Source organism: Citrobacter sp. RHBSTW-00671, assembly GCF_014103415.1.
GTDB lineage: Bacteria > Pseudomonadota > Gammaproteobacteria > Enterobacterales > Enterobacteriaceae > Citrobacter.
Map to the genome: position 1 here is coordinate 2,738,956 of NZ_JABXPR010000001.1, position 25,164 is coordinate 2,764,119.

The 25,164-nt window shown below is 52.8% G+C and carries 23 protein-coding genes and 1 riboswitch; of the genes, 9 read left to right on the forward strand and 14 right to left on the reverse strand.

What is annotated here, in order from left to right:
• The first annotated feature begins 186 nt into the window (after window positions 1-186).
• From hutU to HV261_RS13205, 7 genes are all read left to right on the forward strand, one after another.
• Window positions 187-1,857 (forward strand): urocanate hydratase, encoded by a 1,671-nt coding sequence (gene hutU / locus HV261_RS13175; protein ID WP_202038471.1) that lies wholly within the window; start codon window positions 187-189, stop codon window positions 1,855-1,857.
• A 74-nt stretch (window positions 1,858-1,931) separates the two neighbouring features.
• The gene (locus tag HV261_RS13180; RefSeq protein ID WP_326929146.1) at window positions 1,932-3,110 is read left to right on the forward strand and encodes a CaiB/BaiF CoA transferase family protein; all 1,179 of its coding nucleotides are present in this window, start codon (window positions 1,932-1,934) and stop codon (window positions 3,108-3,110) included.
• Window positions 3,100-4,239, forward strand: a complete 1,140-nt coding sequence (locus tag HV261_RS13185; protein WP_202038473.1) for an acyl-CoA dehydrogenase family protein — start codon at window positions 3,100-3,102, stop codon at window positions 4,237-4,239. The genes HV261_RS13180 and HV261_RS13185 overlap by 11 nt, the downstream gene beginning before the upstream one ends.
• A gap of 125 nt (window positions 4,240-4,364) precedes the next feature.
• The gene (locus HV261_RS13190; protein WP_137381671.1) at window positions 4,365-5,801 is read left to right on the forward strand and encodes a purine-cytosine permease family protein; all 1,437 of its coding nucleotides are present in this window, start codon (window positions 4,365-4,367) and stop codon (window positions 5,799-5,801) included.
• 34 nt (window positions 5,802-5,835) lie between these two features.
• Window positions 5,836-6,594, forward strand: a complete 759-nt coding sequence (locus tag HV261_RS13195) for an electron transfer flavoprotein subunit beta/FixA family protein (RefSeq protein WP_202038474.1) — start codon at window positions 5,836-5,838, stop codon at window positions 6,592-6,594.
• An 18-nt stretch (window positions 6,595-6,612) separates the two neighbouring features.
• Window positions 6,613-7,566 (forward strand): electron transfer flavoprotein subunit alpha/FixB family protein, encoded by a 954-nt coding sequence (locus HV261_RS13200; RefSeq protein WP_202038475.1) that lies wholly within the window; start codon window positions 6,613-6,615, stop codon window positions 7,564-7,566.
• 42 nt (window positions 7,567-7,608) lie between these two features.
• Window positions 7,609-9,306 carry an electron transfer flavoprotein-ubiquinone oxidoreductase gene (locus HV261_RS13205; protein WP_326929147.1) on the forward strand — a complete coding sequence of 566 codons (1,698 nt, stop codon included), beginning with the start codon at window positions 7,609-7,611 and terminating at the stop codon, window positions 9,304-9,306.
• 111 nt (window positions 9,307-9,417) lie between these two features.
• On the opposite strand, the gene ychF is transcribed toward HV261_RS13205, so the two are convergent.
• On the reverse strand, window positions 9,418-10,512 hold the full coding sequence (gene ychF / locus HV261_RS13210) for a redox-regulated ATPase YchF (protein WP_005122324.1): 1,095 nt from the start codon (window positions 10,510-10,512) through the stop codon (window positions 9,418-9,420).
• 115 nt (window positions 10,513-10,627) lie between these two features.
• Window positions 10,628-11,212 carry an aminoacyl-tRNA hydrolase gene (gene pth, locus HV261_RS13215; protein WP_003020814.1) on the reverse strand — a complete coding sequence of 195 codons (585 nt, stop codon included), beginning with the start codon at window positions 11,210-11,212 and terminating at the stop codon, window positions 10,628-10,630.
• Between the two features lie 274 nt (window positions 11,213-11,486).
• On the opposite strand from pth, the gene ychH reads away from it, so the two are divergent.
• A complete protein-coding gene (gene ychH / locus HV261_RS13220) occupies window positions 11,487-11,765 on the forward strand; it encodes a stress-induced protein YchH (protein ID WP_048211449.1) in 279 nt (92 codons plus the stop codon).
• A gap of 46 nt (window positions 11,766-11,811) precedes the next feature.
• Here ychH and HV261_RS13225 read toward each other — a convergent pair whose 3' ends face one another.
• The 12 genes from HV261_RS13225 to lolB all read right to left on the reverse strand — a co-directional run bounded on the left by HV261_RS13225 (window position 11,812) and on the right by lolB (window position 23,590).
• Complete coding sequence (locus tag HV261_RS13225) at window positions 11,812-12,621, reverse strand: cytochrome c1 (RefSeq protein WP_202038476.1); 810 nt, start codon at window positions 12,619-12,621, stop codon at window positions 11,812-11,814.
• 4 nt (window positions 12,622-12,625) lie between these two features.
• On the reverse strand, window positions 12,626-13,798 hold the full coding sequence (locus HV261_RS13230; protein WP_202038477.1) for a cytochrome b: 1,173 nt from the start codon (window positions 13,796-13,798) through the stop codon (window positions 12,626-12,628).
• A gap of 1 nt (window position 13,799) precedes the next feature.
• Complete coding sequence (petA, locus tag HV261_RS13235) at window positions 13,800-14,351, reverse strand: ubiquinol-cytochrome c reductase iron-sulfur subunit (RefSeq protein ID WP_202038478.1); 552 nt, start codon at window positions 14,349-14,351, stop codon at window positions 13,800-13,802.
• Window positions 14,352-14,375: 24 nt separating this feature from the next.
• Complete coding sequence (locus HV261_RS13240; protein ID WP_202038479.1) at window positions 14,376-14,816, reverse strand: pseudoazurin; 441 nt, start codon at window positions 14,814-14,816, stop codon at window positions 14,376-14,378.
• A gap of 18 nt (window positions 14,817-14,834) precedes the next feature.
• Window positions 14,835-15,614 carry an ABC transporter ATP-binding protein gene (locus HV261_RS13245; protein WP_202038480.1) on the reverse strand — a complete coding sequence of 260 codons (780 nt, stop codon included), beginning with the start codon at window positions 15,612-15,614 and terminating at the stop codon, window positions 14,835-14,837.
• Window positions 15,611-16,675 carry a FecCD family ABC transporter permease gene (locus tag HV261_RS13250; protein WP_202038481.1) on the reverse strand — a complete coding sequence of 355 codons (1,065 nt, stop codon included), beginning with the start codon at window positions 16,673-16,675 and terminating at the stop codon, window positions 15,611-15,613. The genes HV261_RS13245 and HV261_RS13250 overlap by 4 nt, the downstream gene beginning before the upstream one ends.
• A 65-nt stretch (window positions 16,676-16,740) precedes the next feature.
• Complete coding sequence (locus tag HV261_RS13255; RefSeq protein ID WP_202038482.1) at window positions 16,741-17,793, reverse strand: ABC transporter substrate-binding protein; 1,053 nt, start codon at window positions 17,791-17,793, stop codon at window positions 16,741-16,743.
• Between the two features lie 211 nt (window positions 17,794-18,004).
• A riboswitch (cobalamin riboswitch) is annotated at window positions 18,005-18,234 on the reverse strand.
• Between the two features lie 242 nt (window positions 18,235-18,476).
• Window positions 18,477-18,992, reverse strand: coding sequence for a GNAT family N-acetyltransferase (locus HV261_RS13260; protein ID WP_202038483.1), 516 nt, complete (start codon window positions 18,990-18,992; stop codon window positions 18,477-18,479).
• Between the two features lie 108 nt (window positions 18,993-19,100).
• Window positions 19,101-20,780 carry a C4-dicarboxylic acid transporter DauA gene (gene dauA / locus HV261_RS13265; protein ID WP_202038484.1) on the reverse strand — a complete coding sequence of 560 codons (1,680 nt, stop codon included), beginning with the start codon at window positions 20,778-20,780 and terminating at the stop codon, window positions 19,101-19,103.
• Window positions 20,781-20,904: 124 nt separating this feature from the next.
• Complete coding sequence (gene prs, locus HV261_RS13270; protein ID WP_001518537.1) at window positions 20,905-21,852, reverse strand: ribose-phosphate diphosphokinase; 948 nt, start codon at window positions 21,850-21,852, stop codon at window positions 20,905-20,907.
• A gap of 266 nt (window positions 21,853-22,118) precedes the next feature.
• A complete protein-coding gene (gene ispE, locus HV261_RS13275; protein ID WP_202038485.1) occupies window positions 22,119-22,970 on the reverse strand; it encodes a 4-(cytidine 5'-diphospho)-2-C-methyl-D-erythritol kinase in 852 nt (283 codons plus the stop codon).
• Entirely contained in the window at window positions 22,967-23,590 is a 624-nt protein-coding gene (gene lolB, locus HV261_RS13280; protein ID WP_202038486.1) for a lipoprotein insertase outer membrane protein LolB, read from the reverse strand. Before lolB ends, ispE begins: the two co-directional genes overlap by 4 nt.
• A gap of 304 nt (window positions 23,591-23,894) precedes the next feature.
• Between lolB and hemA the strand changes: the two genes are divergently transcribed.
• Window positions 23,895-25,151 carry a glutamyl-tRNA reductase gene (gene hemA, locus HV261_RS13285; RefSeq protein ID WP_202038487.1) on the forward strand — a complete coding sequence of 419 codons (1,257 nt, stop codon included), beginning with the start codon at window positions 23,895-23,897 and terminating at the stop codon, window positions 25,149-25,151.
• Window positions 25,152-25,164: the final 13 nt, after the last annotated feature.

Here is a 25,164-nt window from a genome sequence, read left to right on the forward strand (position 1 = left end):
CATTTTTGTTTTTTTCTGTTTTGCAAATCCATCTTGTTTTTGTGAATAAATATTTTATTGAGTGTACATGTATATACAAGTATATATTGATCACATGTTACTCATGTTGCGTAAATGTTGAGCGATATGGGTTGGGCCAACCAGATGTTGATGACCTTATTCATCCGAACACTCAAGGATATCGCTATGACCGCTGAAAATCGTATTCGTCATGTTGATGTACGCGCCTCCCGGGGGACTAAACTCACGGCAAAGAGCTGGCTAACCGAGGCTCCGCTACGGATGCTGATGAATAACCTCGACCCGGAGGTGGCTGAAAATCCTCATGAACTCGTGGTTTATGGCGGAATTGGGCGTGCGGCACGTAACTGGGCGTGCTATGACAAAATCGTAGAAACCCTGACTCAGCTAAACGATGATGAGACGCTGCTGATCCAGTCCGGCAAGCCTGTGGGTGTGTTTAAAACCCACAGCCATGCGCCACGGGTCCTGATCGCCAACTCCAACATTGTTCCGCATTGGGCGAACTGGGAATACTTTAACGAACTTGATGCGAAGGGCCTGGCGATGTACGGCCAGATGACTGCGGGTAGTTGGATCTACATCGGTAGTCAGGGCATCGTTCAGGGCACCTATGAAACCTTCGTTGAAGCCGCTCGCCAGCATTACAACGGTAGCCTTAAGGGGCGCTGGGTCCTCACCGCGGGCCTGGGGGGGATGGGAGGAGCGCAACCGCTGGCGGCAACGCTTGCGGGTGCTTGTTCTCTGAACATTGAGTGCCAGCAAAGCCGCATCGATTTCCGCCTTAAGACGCGCTATGTCGATGAACAGGCGACCTCGCTTGACGATGCGTTGGCACGCATCAAACGTTACACCGAACAGGGCAAAGCAATTTCTATCGCGCTGTGTGCTAACGCCGCCGACATTCTTCCTGAACTGGTTCGTCGTAACGTGCGTCCGGATTTAGTCACCGACCAGACCAGCGCACATGACCCATTGAATGGCTATTTACCACAGGGGTGGCAGTGGTCCGATTATGTCGCACGTGCGAAAACTGAACCTTCCGTTGTTGTTCAGGCAGCCAAACGCTCAATGGCTGAACATGTCAATGCGATGCTGGCGTTCCAGCAACAAGGGATTCCTGTTTTTGACTATGGCAACAACATCCGCCAGATGGCGCTGGAGATGGGGGTGAATAACGCGTTTGATTTCCCTGGATTTGTCCCTGCCTATATTCGTCCGCTGTTCTGCCGCGGAATTGGTCCCTTCCGCTGGGTGGCGCTCTCTGGCGACCCGGAAGACATTTACAAAACCGACGCCATGGTCAAAGAACTCATCCCGGATGACGAGCATCTGCACCGGTGGCTGGATATGGCTCGCGAACGTATCAGCTTCCAGGGCTTACCGTCACGTATCTGCTGGGTTGGCCTCGGACAGCGCGCCAAATTAGGTCTGGCATTCAATGAAATGGTGCGCAGTGGTGCGCTTTCTGCGCCTATCGTCATCGGCCGCGATCACCTGGACTCAGGTTCCGTTGCCAGCCCAAACCGTGAAACGGAAGCCATGAAGGATGGTTCTGATGCGGTATCCGACTGGCCGCTACTCAACGCGCTGTTGAATACAGCCAGTGGCGCGACCTGGGTTTCTTTGCATCATGGCGGCGGCGTCGGCATGGGCTTCTCGCAACATTCAGGCATGGTGATTGTGTGTGACGGCACAGACGAAGCGGCTGAGCGTATTGCGCGGGTTCTGCACAACGATCCGGCTACGGGCGTGATGCGCCATGCTGATGCCGGCTACGAAATAGCGCAACGCTGCGCCCGTGAGCAGGGGCTGAACCTGCCAATGGAAAAATAGTGACGTATTTCCCGGTCTGGGCGGAAGTATAAAACGTCCGTTGGAAGCCTCTAACCCATAGGATGCACAGTGATATGAGCAAACAAACACATTATCAGCCGTTATGCGGTGTTCGTGTTCTCGACCTGAGTCGGGTACTGGCTGGCCCTTATTGTACGGCGATGCTGGCCGATCTCGGCGCTGAGGTGATTAAAATTGAAGCACCTGGACACGGTGACGATAGCCGCCACCTTGGCCCCTTTGTGAAGGGTGAAAGCGTCTATTACGGCCTGATTAACCGCGGCAAGCGCAGTATTGAGCTGGATTTTAAATGTCCGGAGCACCGGCAGCATTTCTATCAACTGGTCGAAGAAGCGGACGTGGTGGTGGAGAACTTTCGTCCAAGCGTAACACAGCGCCTTGGGATCGATTTTGACACGCTCAAAAAGTATAACGACCGGCTGATCTACGCCAGTATTTCAGGTTTTGGCCAGCACAGCCCGTTGGCCAAACATCCTGCTTACGACATTGTCGCCCAGGCGATGTCCGGCTTGATGAGCGTGACGGGATTTGCGCAAAGCGGCCCCACACGCAGTGGTGAATCTCTCGGTGATGTCTGTGCCGGGATCTACGCCGCCTGGGCCGTCAGCAGCGCGTTATTTGCCCGCGAGCGGCATCATCCCGAGGCGCAATACATCGATGTTGCCATGCTGGACGTGTTGGTCAGCATGCAGGTAACAGGGCTATCGAATTTGTTTGCCCACGGGAAAGCGCCGGGATTGATTGGCAATCGCCATCCTGTTTCCACGCCGTTTGATACCTATCGAGCCGCAGATGGGCTGGTGGTGATCGCGGTAGCCAGTCAGCGTCTTTATGCGCGGTTGTGCGAATGCATGGGGCAACCCGCGTTGGCAACGGATAGCCGCTTCATTGATGACATGAGCCGTACGCGAAATGAGCAGCAATTAAAAGCAGCCATTGAGCGCTGGAGCATGACGTTTAGCGTAGACGAACTTTGCGATCTCCTGCTGGAGGCCGGTGTTCCGGCTTCGCCGATTCATAACCTGGAGCAGGTGACACAAAGCGAACATGCACAGGCTCGCCAGTTACTGATACAGCCATCTGATGAGAGCAACCCTTTAGTTGTGCAGCCGGTGTTCTTCAATGGCCATAAACCCCATGCGATCGATAGGGCTCCTGCATTAGGAGAAGCCAACGCGCTCTATGGCGTAGATACCCACTCATTACCAACAGGAGCAGTGCATGAGCTTTGAAATTAATGAAACTGAGCGCGCGATTGTCGACGCGGTGACAAGCGTCGCCCGGGATGTCCTGCAACCACGCGCCCAGCACTATGATGAAACGGAGGCTTTCTGCCAGGAGAGTCTTACTGCGCTGGGCGAACTCGGCTGCATGGGCATTAACTTACCCGAAGCTTATGGCGGCTTCGGGGTGGGTAGCGTCGCCATGAGCCAGGCGGTAGAAGCGATTGCTGGCGCCTGTGCCTCCACCGCTTCTGCGCTGACCGCCCATTTCCTGGCCACCGACTCTATTCTGATTGGCGGAACCGAAGAACAAAAGCTGCACTGGCTCCCACGGGCAGCCAGTGGGGAATTGTTGGGGGCGTTTGCGCTAACGGAACCTGCCGCTGGCTCAAACCCCGCCGATATGCGAACGGTTGCAAAGCGTGAGGCTGATGGATGGCGAATCCAGGGCAATAAACACTACATCACGAATGCCCGGGAAGCAGACTTCATTGTGCTGTATGCGAAAACGGCTCCGGCAGAGGGGCATAACGGTATCAGCGCGTTCATTATCCCTAAAGACACCGGCGGCGTCGTGTTCTCCAGCCCGGAAAAAACCATGGGGCTACGTGGCAGCACTATTTATGAACTGTCCTTAGATTGCTGGCTTCCTCAGTCCGCGCTGCTGGGTAAAGAAGGCCAGGGATTCGCAACGGCGATGGAAGTGCTTGATCGTGGGCGTGTTGAAGTTGCTGCAATGTCACTGGGTATTGCCAGCGCGGCAATGGAGAGTTGTTTGCAGTGGGTGCATGACCGACAGATTGGTCCGAAACCATTGATGGCCTATCAGGGAACGCAATGGCGACTGGCGGATATGCATACCCAGTTACAGGCCGCACGGATGCTGACCTGGCAAGCGGCGGAAAAGCGCGATAGCGGGCAACGTTTTAGCCTTGATTCAGCGACCGCCAAATTGTTTGCCGCAGAATGTGCCGGTTTTGTCACGGATGCCGCACTGCAGTTACACGGTGGCTATGGCTACATCCGCGATCTTCCCCTGGAACGTTATGTCCGGGATGCCCGCATCCTGCGCATCTTCGAAGGCACGTCGGAAATACAAAAAATCATTATCTCAAGAAGCTTGCTGAACAACCGTTAGGCATGACCAAACGGTAGAGCAAAGTGCGTGCGGGATTGCATGCTCCAGGCTGTTCCCGGCCTGGAAATTCGATGGGTAAAAGCACCATTTCCAGGTTCGTTCTATAACGTGAGGAAGCATGCATCATGAACATTGACGACAGTACACAACAACATGTAAAGCCTGCAGCCGTGGCTCCGTTAATTGAGTCACGCTCTATTGACTACATTCCTGAGGCTGAACGACACGGCAGTTTGTTCAGTCAGTTTACGCTGTGGTTTGGCGCCAACCTGCAAATTACAGCAATTGTTACCGGCGCATTGGCCGTGGTGTTGGGCGGTGATGTGTTCTGGTCGCTGATTGGATTATTCGTCGGACAGGTACTCGGTGGCGCAGTGATGGCGCTCCATGCTGCGCAGGGACCTAAACTGGGTCTTCCACAGATGATATCGAGCCGGGTACAGTTTGGCGTATACGGTGCAGTGTTGCCGATAATCCTGGTCTGCATGATGTACGTGGGTTTTTCCGCGGGGGGGACGGTACTCGCTGGCCAGGCCATCGCGCAGCTCGTCAACGTGAGTGACTGGTTTGGTATTCTGATATTTGGTGTCGTGATTATCACCATTACGGTTTGCGGTTACCGCGTGATCCACGGGCTGGGTAAACTGGCGAGTGTGGTGGGTATCGTCATCTTCTTTTACCTCTTTTTTAAAATTCTCTATGGCTATGATGTTCAGACGTTGCTGGAAAATCGCCACTTTACACTGACCAATTTCTTGCTGGCTATGTCCCTTTCAGCATCATGGCAGATAGCGTTTGGTCCCTATGTTGCCGACTATTCGCGCTATTTACCGAGCAACACGTCTACCGCAAAAGCATTTTTCGCTGTCGGACTGGGTAGCGTCGTGGGGACTCAGGCATCCATGGTGCTGGGGGTTTTTGCTGCCGCAATCGCAGGGAAACAGTTTGCGGGTCATGAAGTTGCCTACATCGTCGGCCTGGGCAGTACAGGGGTTATTGCCGGTCTGTTATTCCTCGGCATCTTCTTTGGTAAGGTCACCATTACTGCACTGAATGCCTATGGCAGTTTTATGTCACTCGCCACTATTGTCAGCGGCTTCCGTGGAAAACATAGCGTATCACCCGGTATGCGTCTGTTTTTCATCATTCTCATGGTGGGGTTCTCTACGCTGATCGGTTTGTTAGGACAGCATGAATTTCTGAAGTTGTTTACCGCATTCTTATTGTTTTTATTGGCCTTCTTCACCCCGTGGAGTGCGATTAACCTGGTGGATTACTACCTCGTCACCAAAGGGCGCTATGACTTGCCCGCACTCTCTGATCCTAACGGGCGCTATGGTCGCTGGAACATGACCGGCATCCTCACTTATCTGTTCGGTATTGTCGTCCAGTTACCGTTTATCGCGACCAGCTTTTATACCGGCTCACTCGTTGAAAGCCTGGGCGGGACTGATATCTCCTGGATTGTTGGCCTGCTGGCAACCGGGGTGGTCTATTTTGTGGCAACGCGGTTCTGGCCGCCCTCTATCGCACCGGCACTGATTTTGCCTGAAGAGCGCTAGTTTTCTCGCTCATACAAAACAGAAGGAATACGAAATGAAAATCTTAGTGGGCGTGAAACGTGTTATCGACCATAACGTCAAAATACGCATCAAAGCTGATGGAACCGGTGCTGAGCTGGAAAACGTCAAAATGTCGATGAACCCTTTTGACGAAATTGCACTGGAGGAGGCGGTGCGTCTGAAAGAAGCCGGCGTGGCAAGTGAAGTCGTTGTTGTTTCAGTCGGGGATAATTCCTCTCAGGAAACGCTACGCAATGCGCTGGCCCGCGGCGCTGACAAGGCGCTGTTGGTGGAAACCGAACAGGGGGCAGCATTCGGGTCATTGGACATCGCGAAAATACTCCAGCGACTTGTCGCCCAGCTAGAACCTCAGCTCATCCTGCTGGGCAAGCAAGCGATTGATAATGACGCCAACCAGACCGGGCAAATGCTGGCCGGATTGCTGGCGTGCAGTCAGGCAACCTTTGCATCGGCGCTGGATGTGACCGATGACGGTCGTATTACGGTTACCCGGGAAATTGACGGCGGTTTAGAGGTGCTCTCCCTGGCACTACCTGCGGTGGTAACTGCCGATTTGCGCCTGAATCAACCTCGTTACCCGAGCCTGCCGAATATTTTGAAAGCGAAGAATAAACCTCTGGAGATTATCTCATTGGCATCTATGGGTTTTCTACCCTCGAAGCAGTTAACCACCCTCAATATCACCGAGCCGAAAAAACGCAATACCCGCTGTCAGTGGCTGGAAAATGCGGCCCAACTGGTTGCGGTGCTGAAAGAACACAAAGCCATTTAATTCTCAGAGGATGCCGAAATGAGTCAGACATTAATTCTTGTTATTGCCGAACACGATAATCAGACGCTGAAAAGCAGTACCCTGACTACCCTCACTGCGGCGCAGCACATTGCTGCCGGCGGCGAGGGGAGGGTTCACTTGCTGATTGTGGGCCATCAGTGCCAACAAGTTGTGGATGCCGCGCGAAATCTCAGTGGGATCACGGAAATACTGGTTTGTGATGCACCTCATTACGCCAGCCTTCTGGCGGAAGAGGTGTGCGCAGCGGTTGTTCCCCTGGTGACTGATTTCACCCATGTACTTTTACCGGCGACCGGATACGGCAAAAATATCGCACCGCGGTTGGCGGCAATGCTGGATGTCGCACAAATTTCTGATATCACCGAAGTCTGTGATGCAAATACGTTTGTGCGTCCAATTTATGCAGGTAATGCCCTGGAAACGGTGCGCAATAATGGCGGACAACTGGTCATTACCGTGCGCGGTTCAGCCTTCACGCCATCACAACATACCGGGAACGACGTACGGGTAACGCCGGTTCAACCAACCGCCGCGCTGGCATTGTCACGCCATGTGAGCCAATCACTTACGCCGTTTTCTCGTCCGGAACTGAGTACCTCAAAAATCGTCATTTCGGGGGGGCGCGGACTGAGTGCGAAAGAGAATTTTCAACTTATTGAGACCATTGCCGACAAGCTTGGCGCAGCAATTGGCGCATCCCGTGCAGCCGTTGACGCCGGTTTTGTGCCTAATGATTATCAGGTTGGGCAGACCGGTAAAATTATTGCCCCCGACCTCTATATCGCCGTAGGTATTTCCGGTGCGATACAACATTTGGCGGGCATGAAAGAAAGCAAATTGATTGTCGCCATTAATAAAGATAAAGAGGCGCCGATTTTCCAGATTGCAGATTACGGTATCGAAGGCGATCTGTTCCAGATTTTACCCGAGCTGGAGAAAGCGCTGGCGTAACCCGCCAGACCCCATAACGTTTTTTCTTTCTCAGGAGGACATATGCATCCAGACAGGTCAGCGCTCGACACCCAAAAGAACCGTGAGGCAATGGAGTTTGATGTCCTGATTGTAGGGGGCGGTCCATCGGGGCTGGCGGCGGCGATTCATCTGCAGCAACTGGCGGGACAGCGCCAGCAAACGCTTTCCGTTTGCCTGATCGACAAAGGAGCCAGCATTGGTGCACATATATTGTCCGGAGCGGTCATCGATCCTGTTGGATTGAATGAACTGCTGCCGGGCTGGCAACAAAAGCTGTCATTACCGCTAACGCCAGTGACGGAAGATCGTTTTTTGTTTTTGGGTGCCCAAAAGCAGATTCGTGTACCGCAAGCATTGTTACCTGAATGCTTTAAAAATCATGGCAATGTGATTGGGAGCCTTGGCCTGGTGTGCCAGACCCTTGCCCAGCAGGCAGAACAACTGGGCGTCGAAGTCTTTGCCGGATTTACGGGGACTGAAGTGCTTTATGATGAACAGGGTGCAGTAATCGGTGTCGCTACCGGTGATAGGGGGCTGGATAAATCAGGCCAGCCAACCGCGCAGTATCAGCAAGGGATCAACCTGCTCGCCAGAACCACGCTTTTTGCTGAAGGATGCCGCGGACAGCTAGGAAAAACAGTAATTGAGCAGTTCGCACTGGACCGGGATAGCGCCCCCCAGACCTACGGACTGGGGTTGAAAGAAGTGTGGCAAGTTCCCCCAGAACAGCATCAACCGGGGCTGGTGGTGCATTGTGCCGGTTGGCCGTTGGGCACTGCAACCTACGGCGGTGGCTTTGTCTACCATTATGGCGAGAACCTGGTCGCGGTGGGATTGGTTGTTGGGCTGAATTACAGTAATCCGTGGTTGTCACCGTTTGAAGAGTTTCAACGTTTGAAAACGCATCCGGCCATTTCTGCGCATCTGCAACAGGGGAAGCGCCTCAGCTATGGCGCCAGAACGATGGTTGCGGGAGGATTGTCATCACTGCCGATACTGAGCTTTAAAGGGGGGGCGCTTCTCGGTGATAACGCTGGGTTTTTAAACGCCGCACGAATCAAAGGCAGCCACTGCGCGATTAAAAGTGGAATGCTGGCTGCCCGGGCGACTCTCGAGGCTTTAGATATCGCGCAGGTTCAGGGGCAGTATCTGGCAGATGAAGCGACTCTGACCGCGGTTTATCAGCAGGGCTTCCAGGACAGTTGGCTGTACCGCGAACTATACCAAACGCGTAATTTTAAACCCTATATGAAGAAGGGGCTGTATACAGGCTCTCTCTTATTTGGTGCGGAACAACTGTTATTGAAAGGCCATACACCGTGGACGTTAACACTGAAACAAAGCGATCATCAGGCACTCAAATCCGCTTCCAGCGAAGCGAAGATTAACTATCCAAAGCCTGACGGCGTGCTGACATTCGACCGCTCTTCATCGGTGTTTTTGTCGAATACTAACCATGAAGAAGATCAGCCCTGTCATTTGAGGTTGAAAGATGAGCGTATCCCGCTCACGGTCAATCTGCCGTTGTACGCGGCCCCGGAGACACGTTACTGTCCGGCGGGTGTCTATGAAATTGTTGAGCTTGAGCAGCAACCTCATCTGCAAATTAATGCGCAGAACTGCCTGCACTGTAAGGCCTGTGATATTAAAGACCCAACGCAAAATATCACCTGGACGGCTCCTCAGGGAGGCGAAGGTCCTTTGTATCAGGGAATGTAATACGGCTGTTCTGAGTAAACCAGAGAGACAAAAAAACCACGCAATCGCGTGGTTTTTTGTCTCTCTGGACTGATGAGGTTCGATGGAGCCTCATCAGACAACAGAAATGATTTAGACGTTAAACAGGAAGTTCATCACATCGCCATCTTTAACGATGTAATCTTTACCTTCTGCACGCATCTTGCCGGCTTCTTTCGCGCCTTGCTCACCTTTATAGGTGATGAAGTCTTCAAACGCGATAGTTTGTGCACGGATAAAGCCTTTTTCGAAGTCAGTGTGGATCTTACCGGCTGCCTGCGGAGCGGTTGCGCCGACAGGGATGGTCCACGCACGGACTTCTTTCACGCCCGCGGTGAAGTAGGTCTGCAGGTTCAGCAGTTCGTAGCCTGCGCGGATAACGCGGTTCAGGCCAGGCTCTTCCAGACCCAGTTCAGCCATAAATTCGTCACGGTCAGCATCGTCGAGTTCAGCGATGTCCGCTTCAACAGCGGCACAAACGGCAACCACGACAGAACCTTCTGCGTCGGCGATTTCGCGAACTTTATCGAGGTACGGGTTGTTTTCAAAACCGTCTTCGTTCACGTTGGCGATATACATGGTTGGCTTCAGAGTCAGGAAGCTCAGGTATTTGATGGCTGCCTTGTCTTCGTCAGTAAGGTTTTTCAGCGCACGCAGCATACCGGCGTTTTCCAACTGCGGCAGGCATTTTTCCAGTGCAGCCAGTTCAGCTTTAGCGTCTTTATCACCGCCTTTGGCTTTCTTCTGTACGCGGTGGATAGCACGCTCGCAGGTGTCGAGGTCGGACAGCGCCAGTTCGGTGTTGATAACGTCGATGTCGTCAGCCGGGTCCACTTTGTTGTTCACGTGGATGATGTTGTCGTTTTCGAAGCAGCGAACAACGTGACCGATAGCTTCGGTTTCACGAATGTTGGTCAGGAACTGGTTACCCAGACCTTCACCTTTGGATGCGCCTTTTACCAGGCCCGCGATATCCACAAATTCCATTGTGGTTGGCAGGATACGCTGTGGTTTGACGATTTCGGCCAGTTGATCCAAGCGAGGATCGGGCATCGGGACAACACCCGTGTTCGGCTCGATAGTACAGAACGGGAAGTTTGCCGCTTCAATACCCGCTTTTGTGAGCGCGTTGAACAGGGTGGATTTGCCTACGTTTGGCAAACCGACGATACCGCATTTGAATCCCATGTTTAAATCACCTTAATCTTTTGATATTCAACCTGTTATGGAAAACAGATTGTAGAAATGTAAATAACTCTGCCTATTATACACAGCACGCGAGAAAAATGCCGCACATCGCTGCTTATTGCGCTTTAAAGGTGTGTAACCGGCTCGTTGCTTTGGTCAGTCCATCTTTGAATAAAATCTCGGTACAACGTGCCGCTTCGTCAATGGCTTCATCAATTAACTTCTGTTCTGAAACAGGCGGTTTGCCTAAAACAAAACCGACAACTTTATTTTTATCGCCCGGATGGCCGATTCCAACGCGTAAACGATGAAAGTTAGGGTTATTGCCTAACTTGCTTATGATGTCTTTCAGGCCGTTATGTCCGCCATGGCCGCCGCCGAGCTTAAATTTGGCGACGCCGGGCGGCAGATCTAATTCATCGTGGGCGACCAGAATTTCATCAGGGTTAATGCGATAAAAGCTGGCCATCGCGCCAACGGCTTTACCGCTCAGATTCATAAATGTGGTCGGTACCAGCAAGCGGACATCTTCACCTTCGAGCGTGACTCTGGAGGTGTAACCGAAGAATTTCGGCTCATCGCGCAGGGGGGCCCGGAGTCTCTCTGCCAGTAAATCGACGTACCATGCGCCTGCATTATGTCGCGTTGCCGCATACTCTGCGCCGGGATTCGCCAGGCCGACAATCAATTTAATCGCCACGTAATTTGTCCTGAGTGTGTCTATAACCGGCGTGTAGTTTACTGTTTGCCGACGCGCTTGACAAAAAACTGCGAGGGGCGCACCGAAAACAGAATAATTGCGGGAATGGACTATTAGAAATCGAGGGTGTTCAGTAGCTTATTTGTAAAGTTTTGTTGCGTTGGTGTTTGTATTTGTGATCACAGGCGCACTTGCGAATGGCAGTGTTGTCTATACTTTACACATAAGGATTAGGGGTATTCCCTGTAACAACCCAAAGTTCCGGAGGTGACACATGAAACGCAAAAACGCTTCGTTACTCGGTAACGTGCTCATGGCTTTAGGGTTGGTGGTGATGGTCGGCGGTGTTGGTTACTCTATTTTAAACCAGTTACCGCAATTTAATCTGCCACAGTTTTTCGCACATGGTGCCGTGCTCAGTATTTTTGTTGGCGGCGTCCTCTGGCTGGCGGGTGCCCGCGTCGGGGGACATGAGCAAATCAGTGACCGCTACTGGTGGGTTCGCCATTACGACAAACGCTGCCGTCGTAATGATAGCCAACGCCACAGCTAAGAGCTGACATAACCTGCAGACCAGCCAGCGTTTCGCTGACTGGTCGTTAGTTTTTCTCGTTGCTGCGCGAGCGGGATCGCCTGCGCTGTAACAGTGCTAATAACGCCAGCATACTCGCCAGATATCCCATAACGACCGCTCCCTGATGTTTTCTACTTTCAAGTTGCGGGTCAGCGGCCCACGCCAGAAACGCGGTGACATCTCGTGCGTACTGTTCTTCCGTTTGGGGAACATGCGTTTGCATAGCCCAGGTGATGTCATTGTCAGCCAACGGTTTGGGCATATTAATCATCCCGCCAGGGAAAAAACGGTTGGTTTTCATCTCAGGGTCATCGGTTGTATACCCGGTCAGCAGCGCATAAACGTAATCAGCGCCTTGCTCGGTGTAGGGGGTGAACGCATCCAGTAAAAATCGCGGAAACCCGCGGTCGTAGGTCCGTGCTCGAACGATATAGCTCAGGTCAACCGGCAGCGCGCCATTATTAAGGTATTTTGCTTCCTGTTCATTCAGATAAGGTGACGCGAAAACATCGTTCAGATTGCCTTCCCGTTCGCCGGGTTGACCGTCGTCTTCAATTGTCGCAAAGACGTAGCCGCTGGCCAGTGTTTTGGCCTCCGCCTCACTGAGTTGTGGCCCTCCAGCTTTAGTTAACGTTTTGAAAGTGAGATATTTCATACCGTGGCAGGCCCGGCATTTCTCTTCATAGACCTGCAGCCCGCGTCGCAGTTGTTCGCTATCGTGTTTACCGTTCATGCCGCTAAACGACCATGTCTGCGCGGTGGGTAGCTGTGCACAAATCGCGTTGCTCAAGAAAAGAGCCAGAGTCAGAGTTACAGTGGTTAGAAATCGCGCCATGATGTCAGTCCTGTCGTTCCAGTAAACGTCGGCACGGCAGCACAAGCAGAAACCATGCAAAATAAATAACTGTTGAAAGCTGAGACGCCGCGCGTGTCCAGCCATCGTCATCGCTAAAACCCTCAACTAAGTCCGGCCCAACCAATGCTTTTGAACCCAACCAACCCAAAAAGAGCGCATTGGCGACCCAAAGCCAAAAAAAGGTTTTAACCAGCCGACTGTTATTGCGAAACCGCGCGTGTGACGTATCCAGCCAGGGGAGAAAATAGAAAATCAGTACCGCAGCGCACATCGCAGTGATGCCTGCCAGTTCATTGGGGAAGCAGCGCAAAATGGAGAAGAAAGGCAGGAAGTACCATTCAGGTGCGACGATAGCCGGTGTGAGTGTCGGGTCTGCTGGAATAAAGTTATCGGCGCTGCTGAGATAGTGCGGCGCGAAAAACAGAAACCAGGCGAACAGCATTAAAAAGAGGGTGAGTTTGATAGCATCGCTTTCGGTGATGCGAAAATCGAACAACAAACTCTGAGACTCTTTGGGCGAAAATGTTTTCTTCCGCGCGTGGGCAAACGCCGACTGGACGGTACGGATGTGCCATATCGTGACCACGACAATGGCGAAGGGAATGATAAAGTGAAGGACATAAAAACGGCCTAATGTCGGCGTGCCGGGCATATAGCCACCGACTAAAAAGGTATATAGCGTATCGCCAATAAACGGTATCGCCCGGGCGAAACTGGTGATGACCGTAGCGGCCCAGTAGCTTTTTTGCCCCCAAATCAGGCTATAGCCGAGAAATGCAGTGATCATCAACAGCACATACAGCGTCACGCTGATTGCCCACATCTTCAGATAGGGTTTGCGGTAAACGTTGTAATACATTGCCCGGAAAATATGCAGATAACAGGCGAAGAAAAAAAGCGATGCGCCAATAGCATGCAGATTGCGCACCAGCTCACCGTGTCTGACCGCGCGCAGAATATGAACAATAGAGTCAAAAGCGGATCCCGCTGTAGGCACATAGAACATAGCCAGCACGATACCGGAGAGCATTTGCACGCCCAGCATGACCAGCAATATGAGACCGATAGCAAAGATCCACACGCCAGCGACCGAGCGGGGGACGGGAAGACGAAACTGCAGGTGATACCAGGGGGGTGACGGATAAGCGGATTTCATCTCAGGCATCCTTCGTACCAATTCGCAGACTCAGGCCGTCAGCTGACACGCTAAAGTCAGGGATGGCCAGATTCGCCGTCGCCGGGCCTCGCGTTACGCGCCCGGAGGTATCGAACTCGGAACCATGACACGGGCAGACCCAGCCTTGTCCGTTGGGGTTGGAATTGGGTACACAACCAGCGTGGGGGCAGTAACCTTGTACTACCAGCCACTGGGGATGTGCCGCTGCCACCCGCTCGCTATCCGCCTGTGGATCGGCCAGTAGACGCAGGTCAGCTTGCCGCGCCGCGGCGATCTCCTCCGCCGTGCGGTGGCGAATCAGGATCAGTTTTCCCTGCCAGATACGCTTCACCGTCTGGCCTGCTGTTACGCCAGCGAGGGAGACATCAACAGGTTCATTTTCCGCCACCGTTTTATCATCCGGACCCAGCGCGGAAATGAGTGGCCAGACGGCGGCGGTCACGCCCGCTGCGCCGACAAATTTCGTCAGCTTGCACAGGCAATCGCGTCGCTGAGTTTGGATTGTTTCGCTAAGCGTTTTTTTATCCACCACCGTTATTCTCCCTTTATGACCGCGTTACTGTTTATCGAGGCGGGTATAAATTTCCTGAAAACGCTTATCGGCAAGACCAGGGGCTTTGAACGCGCGGTAGCTGTCGGGTAACACGGCGTCGCCGACTTTAATCAGCATGATCATGCCCTGCGCGTAGTGCGGTGAACATTTGATGCCGTAGAAACCAGCGTTGTCGTATTTCACTTCAATCTCTTCATCGATTTTGCCGATAAAACCGGGGTATCCGGCGGGAGAGAGTTCGGCAATCGACGCGGCATTGTGGCTCTTATGTTTGCGGATAAACTTCACGCTATCACCAGGCTGGATAGCCAGATAGTCAGGCTCATAAACCATCGGGCCGCCTGTACCGCGGTTTTTCATCAGCACTTCGTAGGTTTGTGCAAAAGCCGTCGAGGTGAAGGCTAACAGGCATAAGATTTGCAAACTTTGCTTAACACGTTTCATTGCGGTTCCTTTCAGTGTTTACGCGGGGCGTTGGTAACGGATAAAACAGCTCGTGTCGTCGGGGGCGTGTTCGATAATCGCGTCGATGCCAAACCAGCTGTTAAGATTTTCACGGGTAAAAATGGCGGCAGGACGCCCCTGCATCGCCAGTTGTCCAGCCTTCATCACCATGATGCGGTCGCAGAACATCGCCGCATGATTCAGGTCGTGTAGGGCGGCGATGACGGTGAGTTTTTCACGTTTAACCAGATTGAGCAGACCAATCTGATGCTGGATATCAAGATGGTTTGTCGGCTCATCCATCAGCAGTACCTGCGGCTGCTGTGCCAGCGCTCTGGCGATGTGCAGACGTTGACGCTCTCCGCCGGAGAAGGTATGCCAGCAGCGATGCTGCATGTTTTGTAGGGAGACTTTTTCCAGCATCGTCTGCACAATATCGTCGTCTTTCCTCGACCACGGCGACAGCAGGCTCAGCCATGGCGTGCGACCAAGCGAAACCGCCTGAATGGCGGTAAGACGCTCGCTGGTTTCAGCCTGTTGTTCAACCAGTGCCACCTTTTGCGCCAGATGGCGGCGTGAATAGCGACGAATATCCTGGTGATTTAGCGTAACGTGCCCGGAAGACGGTTTCAGTAAACCCGCCAGGAGCGAAATCAGCGACGTTTTCCCGGAACCATTGGGGCCGATAATACCGACAAACTCACCGTGCGAGACCTGAAAAGAGACATCATTGACGATGGCTTTGCCTTTGACCTCCCAGTACAGATGCTGGGCGTTTACCACAGGATTAGCGGTCATTTCCCCGGATTCCCTCGTATCAAAATGATGGCAAATGCAGGTGCGCCGACCAGTGCGGTAATCACGCCGATCGGCAAGACCTGTCCTGGAAGCAAGGTGCGTGAAATAACATCCGCGACGATAAGGAAAATGGCGCCAATAAGAGCGCTGATGGGCAATAGGCGATGGTGCTGATTTCCCACCAGTAACCGCGCAGCATGGGGAATGACCAGTCCGACAAAGCCAATGGCGCCGACGATTGACACCATGATGGCCGTCATCCCTGTCACGGCGGCAATCAGTACGCCACGGGTGCGTTTAACGGGAATGCCCAGCGATGCCGCCGATTCTGCGCCAAACGAGAAAGCATCCAGATGGCGGGCGTAGCAAAAGCAAACGACGACGCCAATCAGCGCAGTAGGGATGGCCAGTACGACATCCGGCCAGCGTACCCCGCTGAGATTGCCCAGCAGCCAGAACATGATGCCCCGAGCTTGTTCGGCATTGGCTGAACGCGTAATGATGAGCGAAGTAATGGCATTGAACAGCTGCGAACTGGCAATCCCGGCGAGAATGATTTGCGTGGTGGCCGAGCCGCTTTTGCCCCTTGCCGCCATGGCTAGTAGCGCGACAAACAGAAATGCCGTCAGCGCGCCAATAAACGCGCCAAGCGACATGGAAATGATCCCTGCGCCAAGTCCGGTCAGAGCAATGAGCACCGCGCCTGTTGAGGCTCCGGCAGAAATACCCAGCAGGTAAGGTTCGGCCAGCGCATTGCGCAGCAGCGACTGGAGAACCACGCCTGAAACCGCCAGACAGGCTCCGCAGCAGGCGGAAACCAGCGCACGGGTCAGGCGGTAGTTCCAGATAATCCCGGCATCAAGCGCATCCACCGTATACTGTGTATCAAACAAGCGGTTTGCCAGCGTATGGCTGACATGCCGCCATGGGATAACCGTCTCACCGATTGAAATGCCCGCCAGAAGGACGCCGCACATCACCATGCTGACCCACAGCGTGTGGAACAGCGTCCGGCCAGCAAGCTGGCTCATGGCATGGCGCGTCCTGCGTAATTCGCTCATTATTTACGACTTCCCGGGATACGAAAGGGCGCTATGCCCGCATAAGGCATAGCGCGCGACGAGAGTTAGTGAGTCGCCTGAGGGTGCGCAAGGCCATATTGCACCAGCGCATCAGAGAGTTTTTCCAGCCCGTCAATGGTTCTGATACCCGCGTTCATGGTCTGCACGTCGATCACCGGCAGGTGGTTTTCTTTCACTGCCGGGATCAGCCGGGTAACAGGATCGGATGTGAGGTATTCCATTTTGACTTTCCAGTCATCGGCCGGGAAGCGGCGGCGGCCCATCTCGCCGAGGACGATGACCGATGGGTTGGCTTTGGCGATGGTTTCCCAACCTACCGTTGGCCACTCCTCAGCGGAATCAATGACATTTTTCACCCCAAGAGATTGCGCTATCCACGCCGCGGGGCCAAATTTCCCGGCGACATAGGGGTCAAGCTGCAGGTCGGCGCTGGAGAACCAAAAGACGGCAGATACGTTGTTGTCCATACCGGCAATCTTCGCTTTCGCGGCGGCTTCACGTGCTTTCAGGCTGGCAATTAGCTCATCGCCTTTATCCTGTACATCAAAAATTTTCGCCAGGTCGGCAATTTCCTGATAGACCATGGCGATATCAAACATGCTCTTACGCACGCCGTCACCGCCGTCTTCGTTGTCTTTGGCGCAATCGGCTGGGGCGGTATAAACCGGAACGTGTAATTCGCTAAATTGTTCGTAAGAGGCAACTGTGCCCGCAGGGCCAATCTGCCATTCAAACTGACTGGCCACCAGATCCGGTTTTTTCGCAATAATCCCTTCGAAACTCGGGATGTTTTGCGCAATGACCGCAATCTTGTCATTCGCCGCTTTGTACTGTTCAGGTACCGGACCAAACCACAGTGATGTCCCAACAACACGATCGGCAAGACCCAGGGAATAGAGGATTTCAGTACTGTTTTGTCCAACGGTAGTCACGCGTTTTGGCGCATGATTAAACGTAATATCCCTACCACAGTTTTTGATCGTCAGTGGATATTCTGTTTTAGCCGCAGAAGCCATATTGCTGGTCAGGAAGAGTGCTGCGCCAGTCAGTGCCAGAAGTGAAAGTTTGCAATAAGCAGAAGTTATTTTTGCGTGCATTAGTGTTGTCCCGTTCATGCCAGAATCTGAACGTCTGGTCATGGTTCATTTCGTTCCATAAATTCGGGACAGGCACATGACGATAGATGACATCTAATCGTGAACTGCGGGCAAGATAATATGAAAATAAAGCATATTGTTGCCAATTTGTTCAGACATTATATTATACATTCGTCAAATAAATCACCCCATGGACCATCCCGTCCACTCAATGTATACAACCTTGACAGCAGGTCTCCTGGCTCGCGGCAATCTGAATATCGGCCTTCCCATAAATGCGTTCTTTACAGTGACCTGTCGTGGATAATCCACGACACAGTGATATTCAGTTTCCGCTTACAGTTGCGGGGGCAGCTATGGCATAAGATTAAAATAATCCGCACCATATTCCGTTTCAAAATAATCAATAGATTCTGAAATACTGTCGGTGGGGACTTTATCGGTATCGAATAGCCCCGTCAACCGCTTGAATAAGTAGGGTTGATATCACTTTTAGTTTTTAATTCAATAAAATCAATGCGTTGATTTTATGCTTGTGACATTAATTATGTGGAAAGCACAAATGTCGATAAACTAAATGAGAATTGTTTGATGTTGATCAATTAATATTTTCTTTGCCGAGAAGACAACGATTAATAACGAAATTAATTGTGGTATTTAATTATTTGCGCGGCGTCACATTTTTATTGGTATTTTTCCATGTGCACGATTTGCTGTTCGCCACCTTCATCAAAATAGACGGTAAAGTGATTTCGTAACCAAAATTGATAGCCGCCAGGTAAAAAATGATGGGTGTGCAGATAGCGTGTTTTATATTGTTGTCGGTCGCAAAATTGTTCCGCCAGCAGAACAAGTTGGCTGCCTATGCCTTGCCGACGATATTCCTGTGCGACATAGCAGCGACAAATTTCAGCGGTTGAGGATAATTGATAGCGTCCACGCAGTGCCGGTATTCGGTCATCGTACTGGCAGACCGCCAGCGTAGCGATAAGTTGCTGTCGGTTATTCCATGCACCGATCAACAGATTTCGCGGTTGATGGAGGTAGTGTGAGCGCAGATTCAATACATCTGTATGCGGTTCAGGTGCCGGTCGGTTAGCGTTAAAATAGAGATTTAAATGGTGGATAATAAACGACTGAACGGCCGAAATATCAGCCTCGGTTATCTCACGGAATATAAATGTAGTATCAGCGTTCATCGTTGCAGATATCATCAGAACCAGGGAAACTGGATAATAGCAACTCAGACACGTTTACAGAAGAGAAGTGTTACCGGCAAGCCTGCGCAAGCCGGTAACATAGTATGATTAAATATCTGCCAGCGCGGCATCACGGTTCGGGAAGAACGTCAGACGACCAGGGATGGGTTGGATACCCGCGCGCGCCATGGTGCGTAGCGGCTGGAACTCCAGGTTACTGATACGCAGCTCACAACCTTCCGGCAGGCGTTTAACAAAACGCTGGAAGGCGTCCAGACCGCCGGCATCCAGCACCGGTACCGCGTCCCACTTCAGCACTACAATGCGTTTGCCTGCAATACGCGTTTCGAGATCGGTAAACAATCCCTCTGCGGCGGCAAAGAACAGCGGGCCAATAACGCGTAGTACCAGTACATCGTTTGGTACGTCTACGTTGACCGGTGCCAGACGCGTCATGCGCGCAATACGGCGCATAAACAGCAGCGAAGCGAGAACAATACCGACGCTGATGGCGATAACCATATCGAACAGCACCGTCAAAGACATACACATCAGCATGACGATGATGTCGTCTTTTGGCGCGTGGCGCAGCAGATCCACCACTTTATGCGCTTCGCTCATGTTCCATGCCACCATTAGCAGCAGAGCAGCCATCGCCGAAAGAGGGAGCCAGGAGAGCAGCGGGGCCAGCACCAGCAGTGCGAGGATCACCAGAATCGCGTGAATAACCGCAGAAATTGGCGACGTTGCGCCGGCACGAACGTTAGCCGCTGAACGGGCAATCGCGGCGGTGGCGGTAATACCACCAAAGAACGGGGCGACAATATTACCCAGGCCCTGACCAATCAGTTCGCTATTGGCTTTATGCTTCGTACCGGTCATTCCATCGAGCACGACGGCACACAGCAGGGATTCAATCGCCCCCAGCATCGCCATCGAGAAGGCGGCAGGTAGCAGCGCCTGCAGTGAACTCCAGCTCAGCGTAAAGTTTGATTCCGGCATATTCCACGGCAATACCAGTTGGGGTAGCAACTGTGGAATACCGTTGCCTTGCGAACCATCAGCCAGAATGTAGTGGAACTGGGAACCGATAGTGGCGACATGCCCACCGCTCAGGTTAACAATCCCCATTACCGCACAGCCTGCCAGCAGCGCCGGAAGGTGGCCTGGCAGACGGATCCCCAGCCGCGGCCAGAAAATCAGGATACCCAGCGTGACCACGCCAATGGCGGCATCGCCAACGTTAATGGTTGGCAGAGCCATAAACAGCGCGCCGACCTTCTGCAGGTAGTGCTCCGGGACATGAGCCATTTGCAGGCCAAGAAAATCTTTAATCTGCATGGTACCGATGGTGATACCAATACCCGATGTAAAGCCTAACGTAACGGACACCGGGATATATTCGATCAGGCGGCCAAAGCGAGCGAGGCCGAAAAGGATCAGGAATATTCCCGACATTAGCGTGGCGACCAGCAGGCCTGCCAGCCCAAACTGTTGCGACACCGGATACAAAATCACCACGAAGGCAGCGGTAGGGCCTGATACGCTAAAGCGTGAGCCCCCGGTGAGGGCGATAACAATCCCAGCCACGGCCGAGGTGTACAGGCCGTACTGTGGTGCAACGCCACTGCCGATTGCCAGCGCCATTGCCAGCGGAATCGCAATGATCCCAACGGTAATCCCGGCTATCAGGTCACGTGTAAAACGTGAGGCGGTATACTTTTCTTTCCAACAAGCGTCGATGAGGGCGCGGAAAGGCATCACATGTGAGGAAAATAGTCTGTTCACAATAATGTTTCATCCATGAGCGCATCATCTATCTAAAAAACGATAGTTGAAGTTGGCATAAATCATACAAATAAATAAAACGGATAAAAAAACCCGCCGCAGCGGGTTTTTGAGCCGGGCTCGATTAATGCTCGAACATAGCAGAGATGGATTCTTCGTTGCTGATACGACGAATCGCTTCGGCCAGCATACCCGACAGAGTCAACGTACGCACGTTTGGCAGTGCTTTGATTTCGTCGGTCAGTGGAATGGTGTCACAGACAACGACTTCATCAATTACTGAGTTGCGCAGGTTGTTTGCCGCATTACCTGAGAAGATCGGGTGCGTTGCATAAGCAAATACGCGTTTGGCACCACGTTCTTTCAGCGCTTCAGCTGCTTTACACAGCGTACCGCCAGTATCGATCATGTCATCAACCAGCACGCAGTCACGGCCCGCAACGTCACCAATGATGTGCATCACCTGAGAAACGTTCGCACGTGGGCGACGTTTATCGATGATAGCCATATCGGTATCGTTCAGCAGTTTAGCGATAGCGCGGGCACGCACGACGCCACCGATGTCTGGAGAAACCACAATCGGGTTGTCCAGATTCAACTGCAGCATGTCTTCTAACAGAATCGGGCTACCGAATACGTTATCAACCGGCACATCAAAGAAGCCCTGGATCTGTTCAGCATGCAGGTCAACGGTGAGGACGCGGTCAACGCCAACGCTGGACAGGAAGTCCGCGACGACTTTAGCGGTAATCGGAACACGAGCAGAACGTACGCGACGATCCTGACGTGCATAGCCGAAGTAAGGGATAACTGCGGTGATACGGCCTGCGGAAGCACGGCGCAGCGCATCAACCATAACGACCAATTCCATCAGGTTGTCGTTAGTCGGGGCACAAGTGGACTGGATGATGAAAATATCACCACCGCGTACATTTTCATTAATTTGTACGCTGACTTCGCCGTCGCTAAAGCGACCTACAGCGGCGTCGCCGAGTGAAGTGTACAGGCGGTTGGCAATACGTTGTGCTAGTTCCGGGGTGGCGTTACCAGCAAAAAGCTTCATATCAGGCACGAGAAGAACCTCAGGCATGCGTCCATTGGTGGAAAGAATCTGCCGAAAACTGTGCGGGCCAGGCAGTATCCTCTCCAGGCGGTGTATTAAAGAGCGCGATGCAACGTCTGGAACAGGGTGACGTTGTCACCGCAACTCAGCTTGCCCGGCTTACTCGTCATCATTCACGTTTCATTTGTGCTGGCATCAATTTCCCACCCCAGTCACATACTTTTGTATATGTCTGGCGATTCGTCATCTCGCCATCTTCCTGAAACCCAAATGATTTAGAGTAGCGCTCTGTGCAATGGGGAGAGGTTTACACCTTTCGCCACAAAGCCTTTGAGCCAATCCGGGGCTTGCTCAAGCACCTGGCGAGCACGGGACTCTGTGTCAAATTCAGCAAAGACACAAGCCCCTGTACCAGTCAGGCGCGACGGCGCGTATTCTAACAGCCAGGAAAGCGCTGCATCAACCTCGCGAAAACGTTTTCTTGCGATAACCTCGCAATCATTGCCGAATTCACATTTTAGTAACGTTTCTATTGACCTTTTTGGCGTGTTACGCGGGAGGTCAGGATCGTTAAAAATCAGCGGCGTTGGAATACTGACTCCCGGATGGGCGACCAGGTACCACTTTTCTGCTGGATTGACCGGCGTCAGGATTTCTCCTACGCCTTCAGCAAAGGCTGCGTGACCGCGTACGAATACCGGTACGTCAGCACCCAGCGTTAAGCCCATTATTGCCAGTTCATCTACAGATAACCCACACTGCCACAGATGATTCAGTGCCACTAAAACGGTGGCGGCATTCGATGAGCCACCGCCCAGACCACCGCCCATCGGCAGACGCTTGAGAATGCTGATGTCTGCGCCGCTGCCGGCAGGCAGGCGACCGCGTTCCGCGGCGGTTTTCATGAGCAGACGGGCGGCGCGCACAATCAGGTTGTCTTCATGCTCAACGCCATCAACGGGCGTTAACAGGTGAATTTCACCGTCGCTGCGTACGTTGATACTCATCTCGTCGCCATAATCGAGAAACTGGAACAGCGTTTGAAGCGTGTGATAACCATCCGCACGTTGTCCGGTGATGTATAAAAACAGATTCAGTTTCGCCGGAGAGGGCCAGTGGGTCATCATTTCACAATCCAGTTATCCATTTTCAGCTTAATGCGCTGGTCGCCGTCGGACAGCTCCATATTTGCCGGCATCGCTGGCTGCGTTTTACTGTCGTAGGCGCTGTACACGACTTTCCAGCTTTTACCGTCTTTACTGTAATTCACTTCGCTCAGGCGGTATTGATCGTCGAGTTTGTAATCGGTGGCGTCACCCGGCAGACCAAGGATCCACTGGCGCAGGCTGTTCAGCGGGATGGGCATCCCGGTCAGTTTGCCGATCATTTCTTCAGCGTCGTCAGCGGTGTAGTGCTTCCCTTTGTTGTCGACGAGTTCCACGTTGCCGGGTTGCGCGTTCAGTTCCAGTTCGGTACTACCCAACGGATTGGTCAGCAGAAGACGATAGCGATCCTGGCCAGTTTGCTGCCAGAAAAAGCGGGCATACACTTTCTGCTGGTCGGAAATATAGGCAAACGCACCGCGTGTCTGATATTGGTTCAGTGCGCGCACTTCCTGCTGGTGCTGACGCCACTGCGGCGAGTCGGGGCTTTTGCCGGGACCTTTCGGCGCGTTGAGCGTACAGGCGGTAAGAACCAGGGCCGCCAGCGGCAGCAGACGGATCAGGCGAAAATCAGGCAGGGTCATAATGATGACAAATCCTTGTAATACGGTGCATTAATTGCCTGATGGCGCGGCGCTTATCAGGCCTACAAACTGAATCCGCAGGTCGGAAAAGACGCGTTTTTCGCCATCCGGAAAAATAATGCCAGCGGTTGCAGTTATAACCCTTAATGCTAGCGCCGACCGTGAATATCGTCTACGGTCACGTTATCTTAATTTAAACCGTAAGCTATTACTCCAAAAGGGGGCAGTCTCTTTTATTGGCCGCACGCATCCTGTATGATGCACGCAGTCTAACCTTATCAACGCTGGTACTATTCCCGCACACATGACCCTTTTAGCGCTTGGTATTAACCATAAAACGGCACCTGTATCGCTGCGAGAACGCGTAACGTTTTCGCCGGACACGCTCGATCAGGCGCTGGACAGCCTGCTTGCGCAGCCAATGGTGCAGGGCGGGGTAGTGCTGTCGACGTGTAACCGCACGGAGCTGTATCTTAGCGTTGAAGAGCAGGATAACCTGCAGGAAGCGCTGGTTCGCTGGCTGTGTGAATACCATAACCTCAATGAAGAAGACCTGCGCAGTAGCCTGTACTGGCACCAGGACAACGATGCCGTCAGCCATCTGATGCGCGTTGCCAGTGGTCTGGATTCACTGGTGCTCGGTGAACCACAAATTCTGGGGCAGGTGAAAAAAGCGTTTGCGGATTCGCAAAAAGGTCACCTGAATGCCAGTGCGCTGGAGCGTATGTTCCAGAAATCATTCTCCGTTGCGAAACGTGTACGCACAGAAACGGATATCGGCGCCAGCGCGGTGTCCGTCGCCTTTGCTGCCTGTACGCTGGCGCGTCAGATCTTTGAATCCCTTTCCACGGTAACCGTGCTGTTAGTGGGTGCCGGCGAGACCATCGAGCTGGTGGCTCGACATCTGCGTGAACACAAAGTGAAGAAGATGATCATCGCTAACCGCACACGTGAGCGTGCGCAGGTGTTGGCCGATGAAGTCGGCGCCGAGGTGATTTCTCTGAGCGATATTGATGCCCGCTTACAGGATGCCGATATTATTATCAGTTCTACCGCCAGCCCGCTGCCTATTATTGGCAAGGGGATGGTCGAACGTGCGCTAAAAAATCGCCGTAATCAGCCTATGCTGCTGGTCGATATTGCGGTACCACGCGACGTTGAACCGGAAGTGGGCAAACTGTCCAACGCCTATTTGTACAGTGTTGACGACCTGCAAAGCATCATTTCGCATAACCTGGCGCAGCGCAAAGCGGCCGCCGTGGAAGCGGAAACCATCGTGGCGCAGGAAACCAGCGAGTTTATGGCCTGGCTGCGAGCACAAAGCGCAAGCGAGACCATCCGCGATTATCGCAGTCAGTCTGAACAAATCCGTGATGAACTGACCGCCAAAGCGTTGGCTGCTCTGGAACAGGGCGGTGATGCGCAAGCCATTATGCAGGACCTGGCGTGGAAACTGACTAACCGCCTGATCCACGCACCAACCAAATCACTTCAACAGGCCGCCCGTGACGGGGACAGTGAACGCCTGAATATTCTGCGCGACAGCCTCGGGCTGGAGTAGCGGTACACCAATC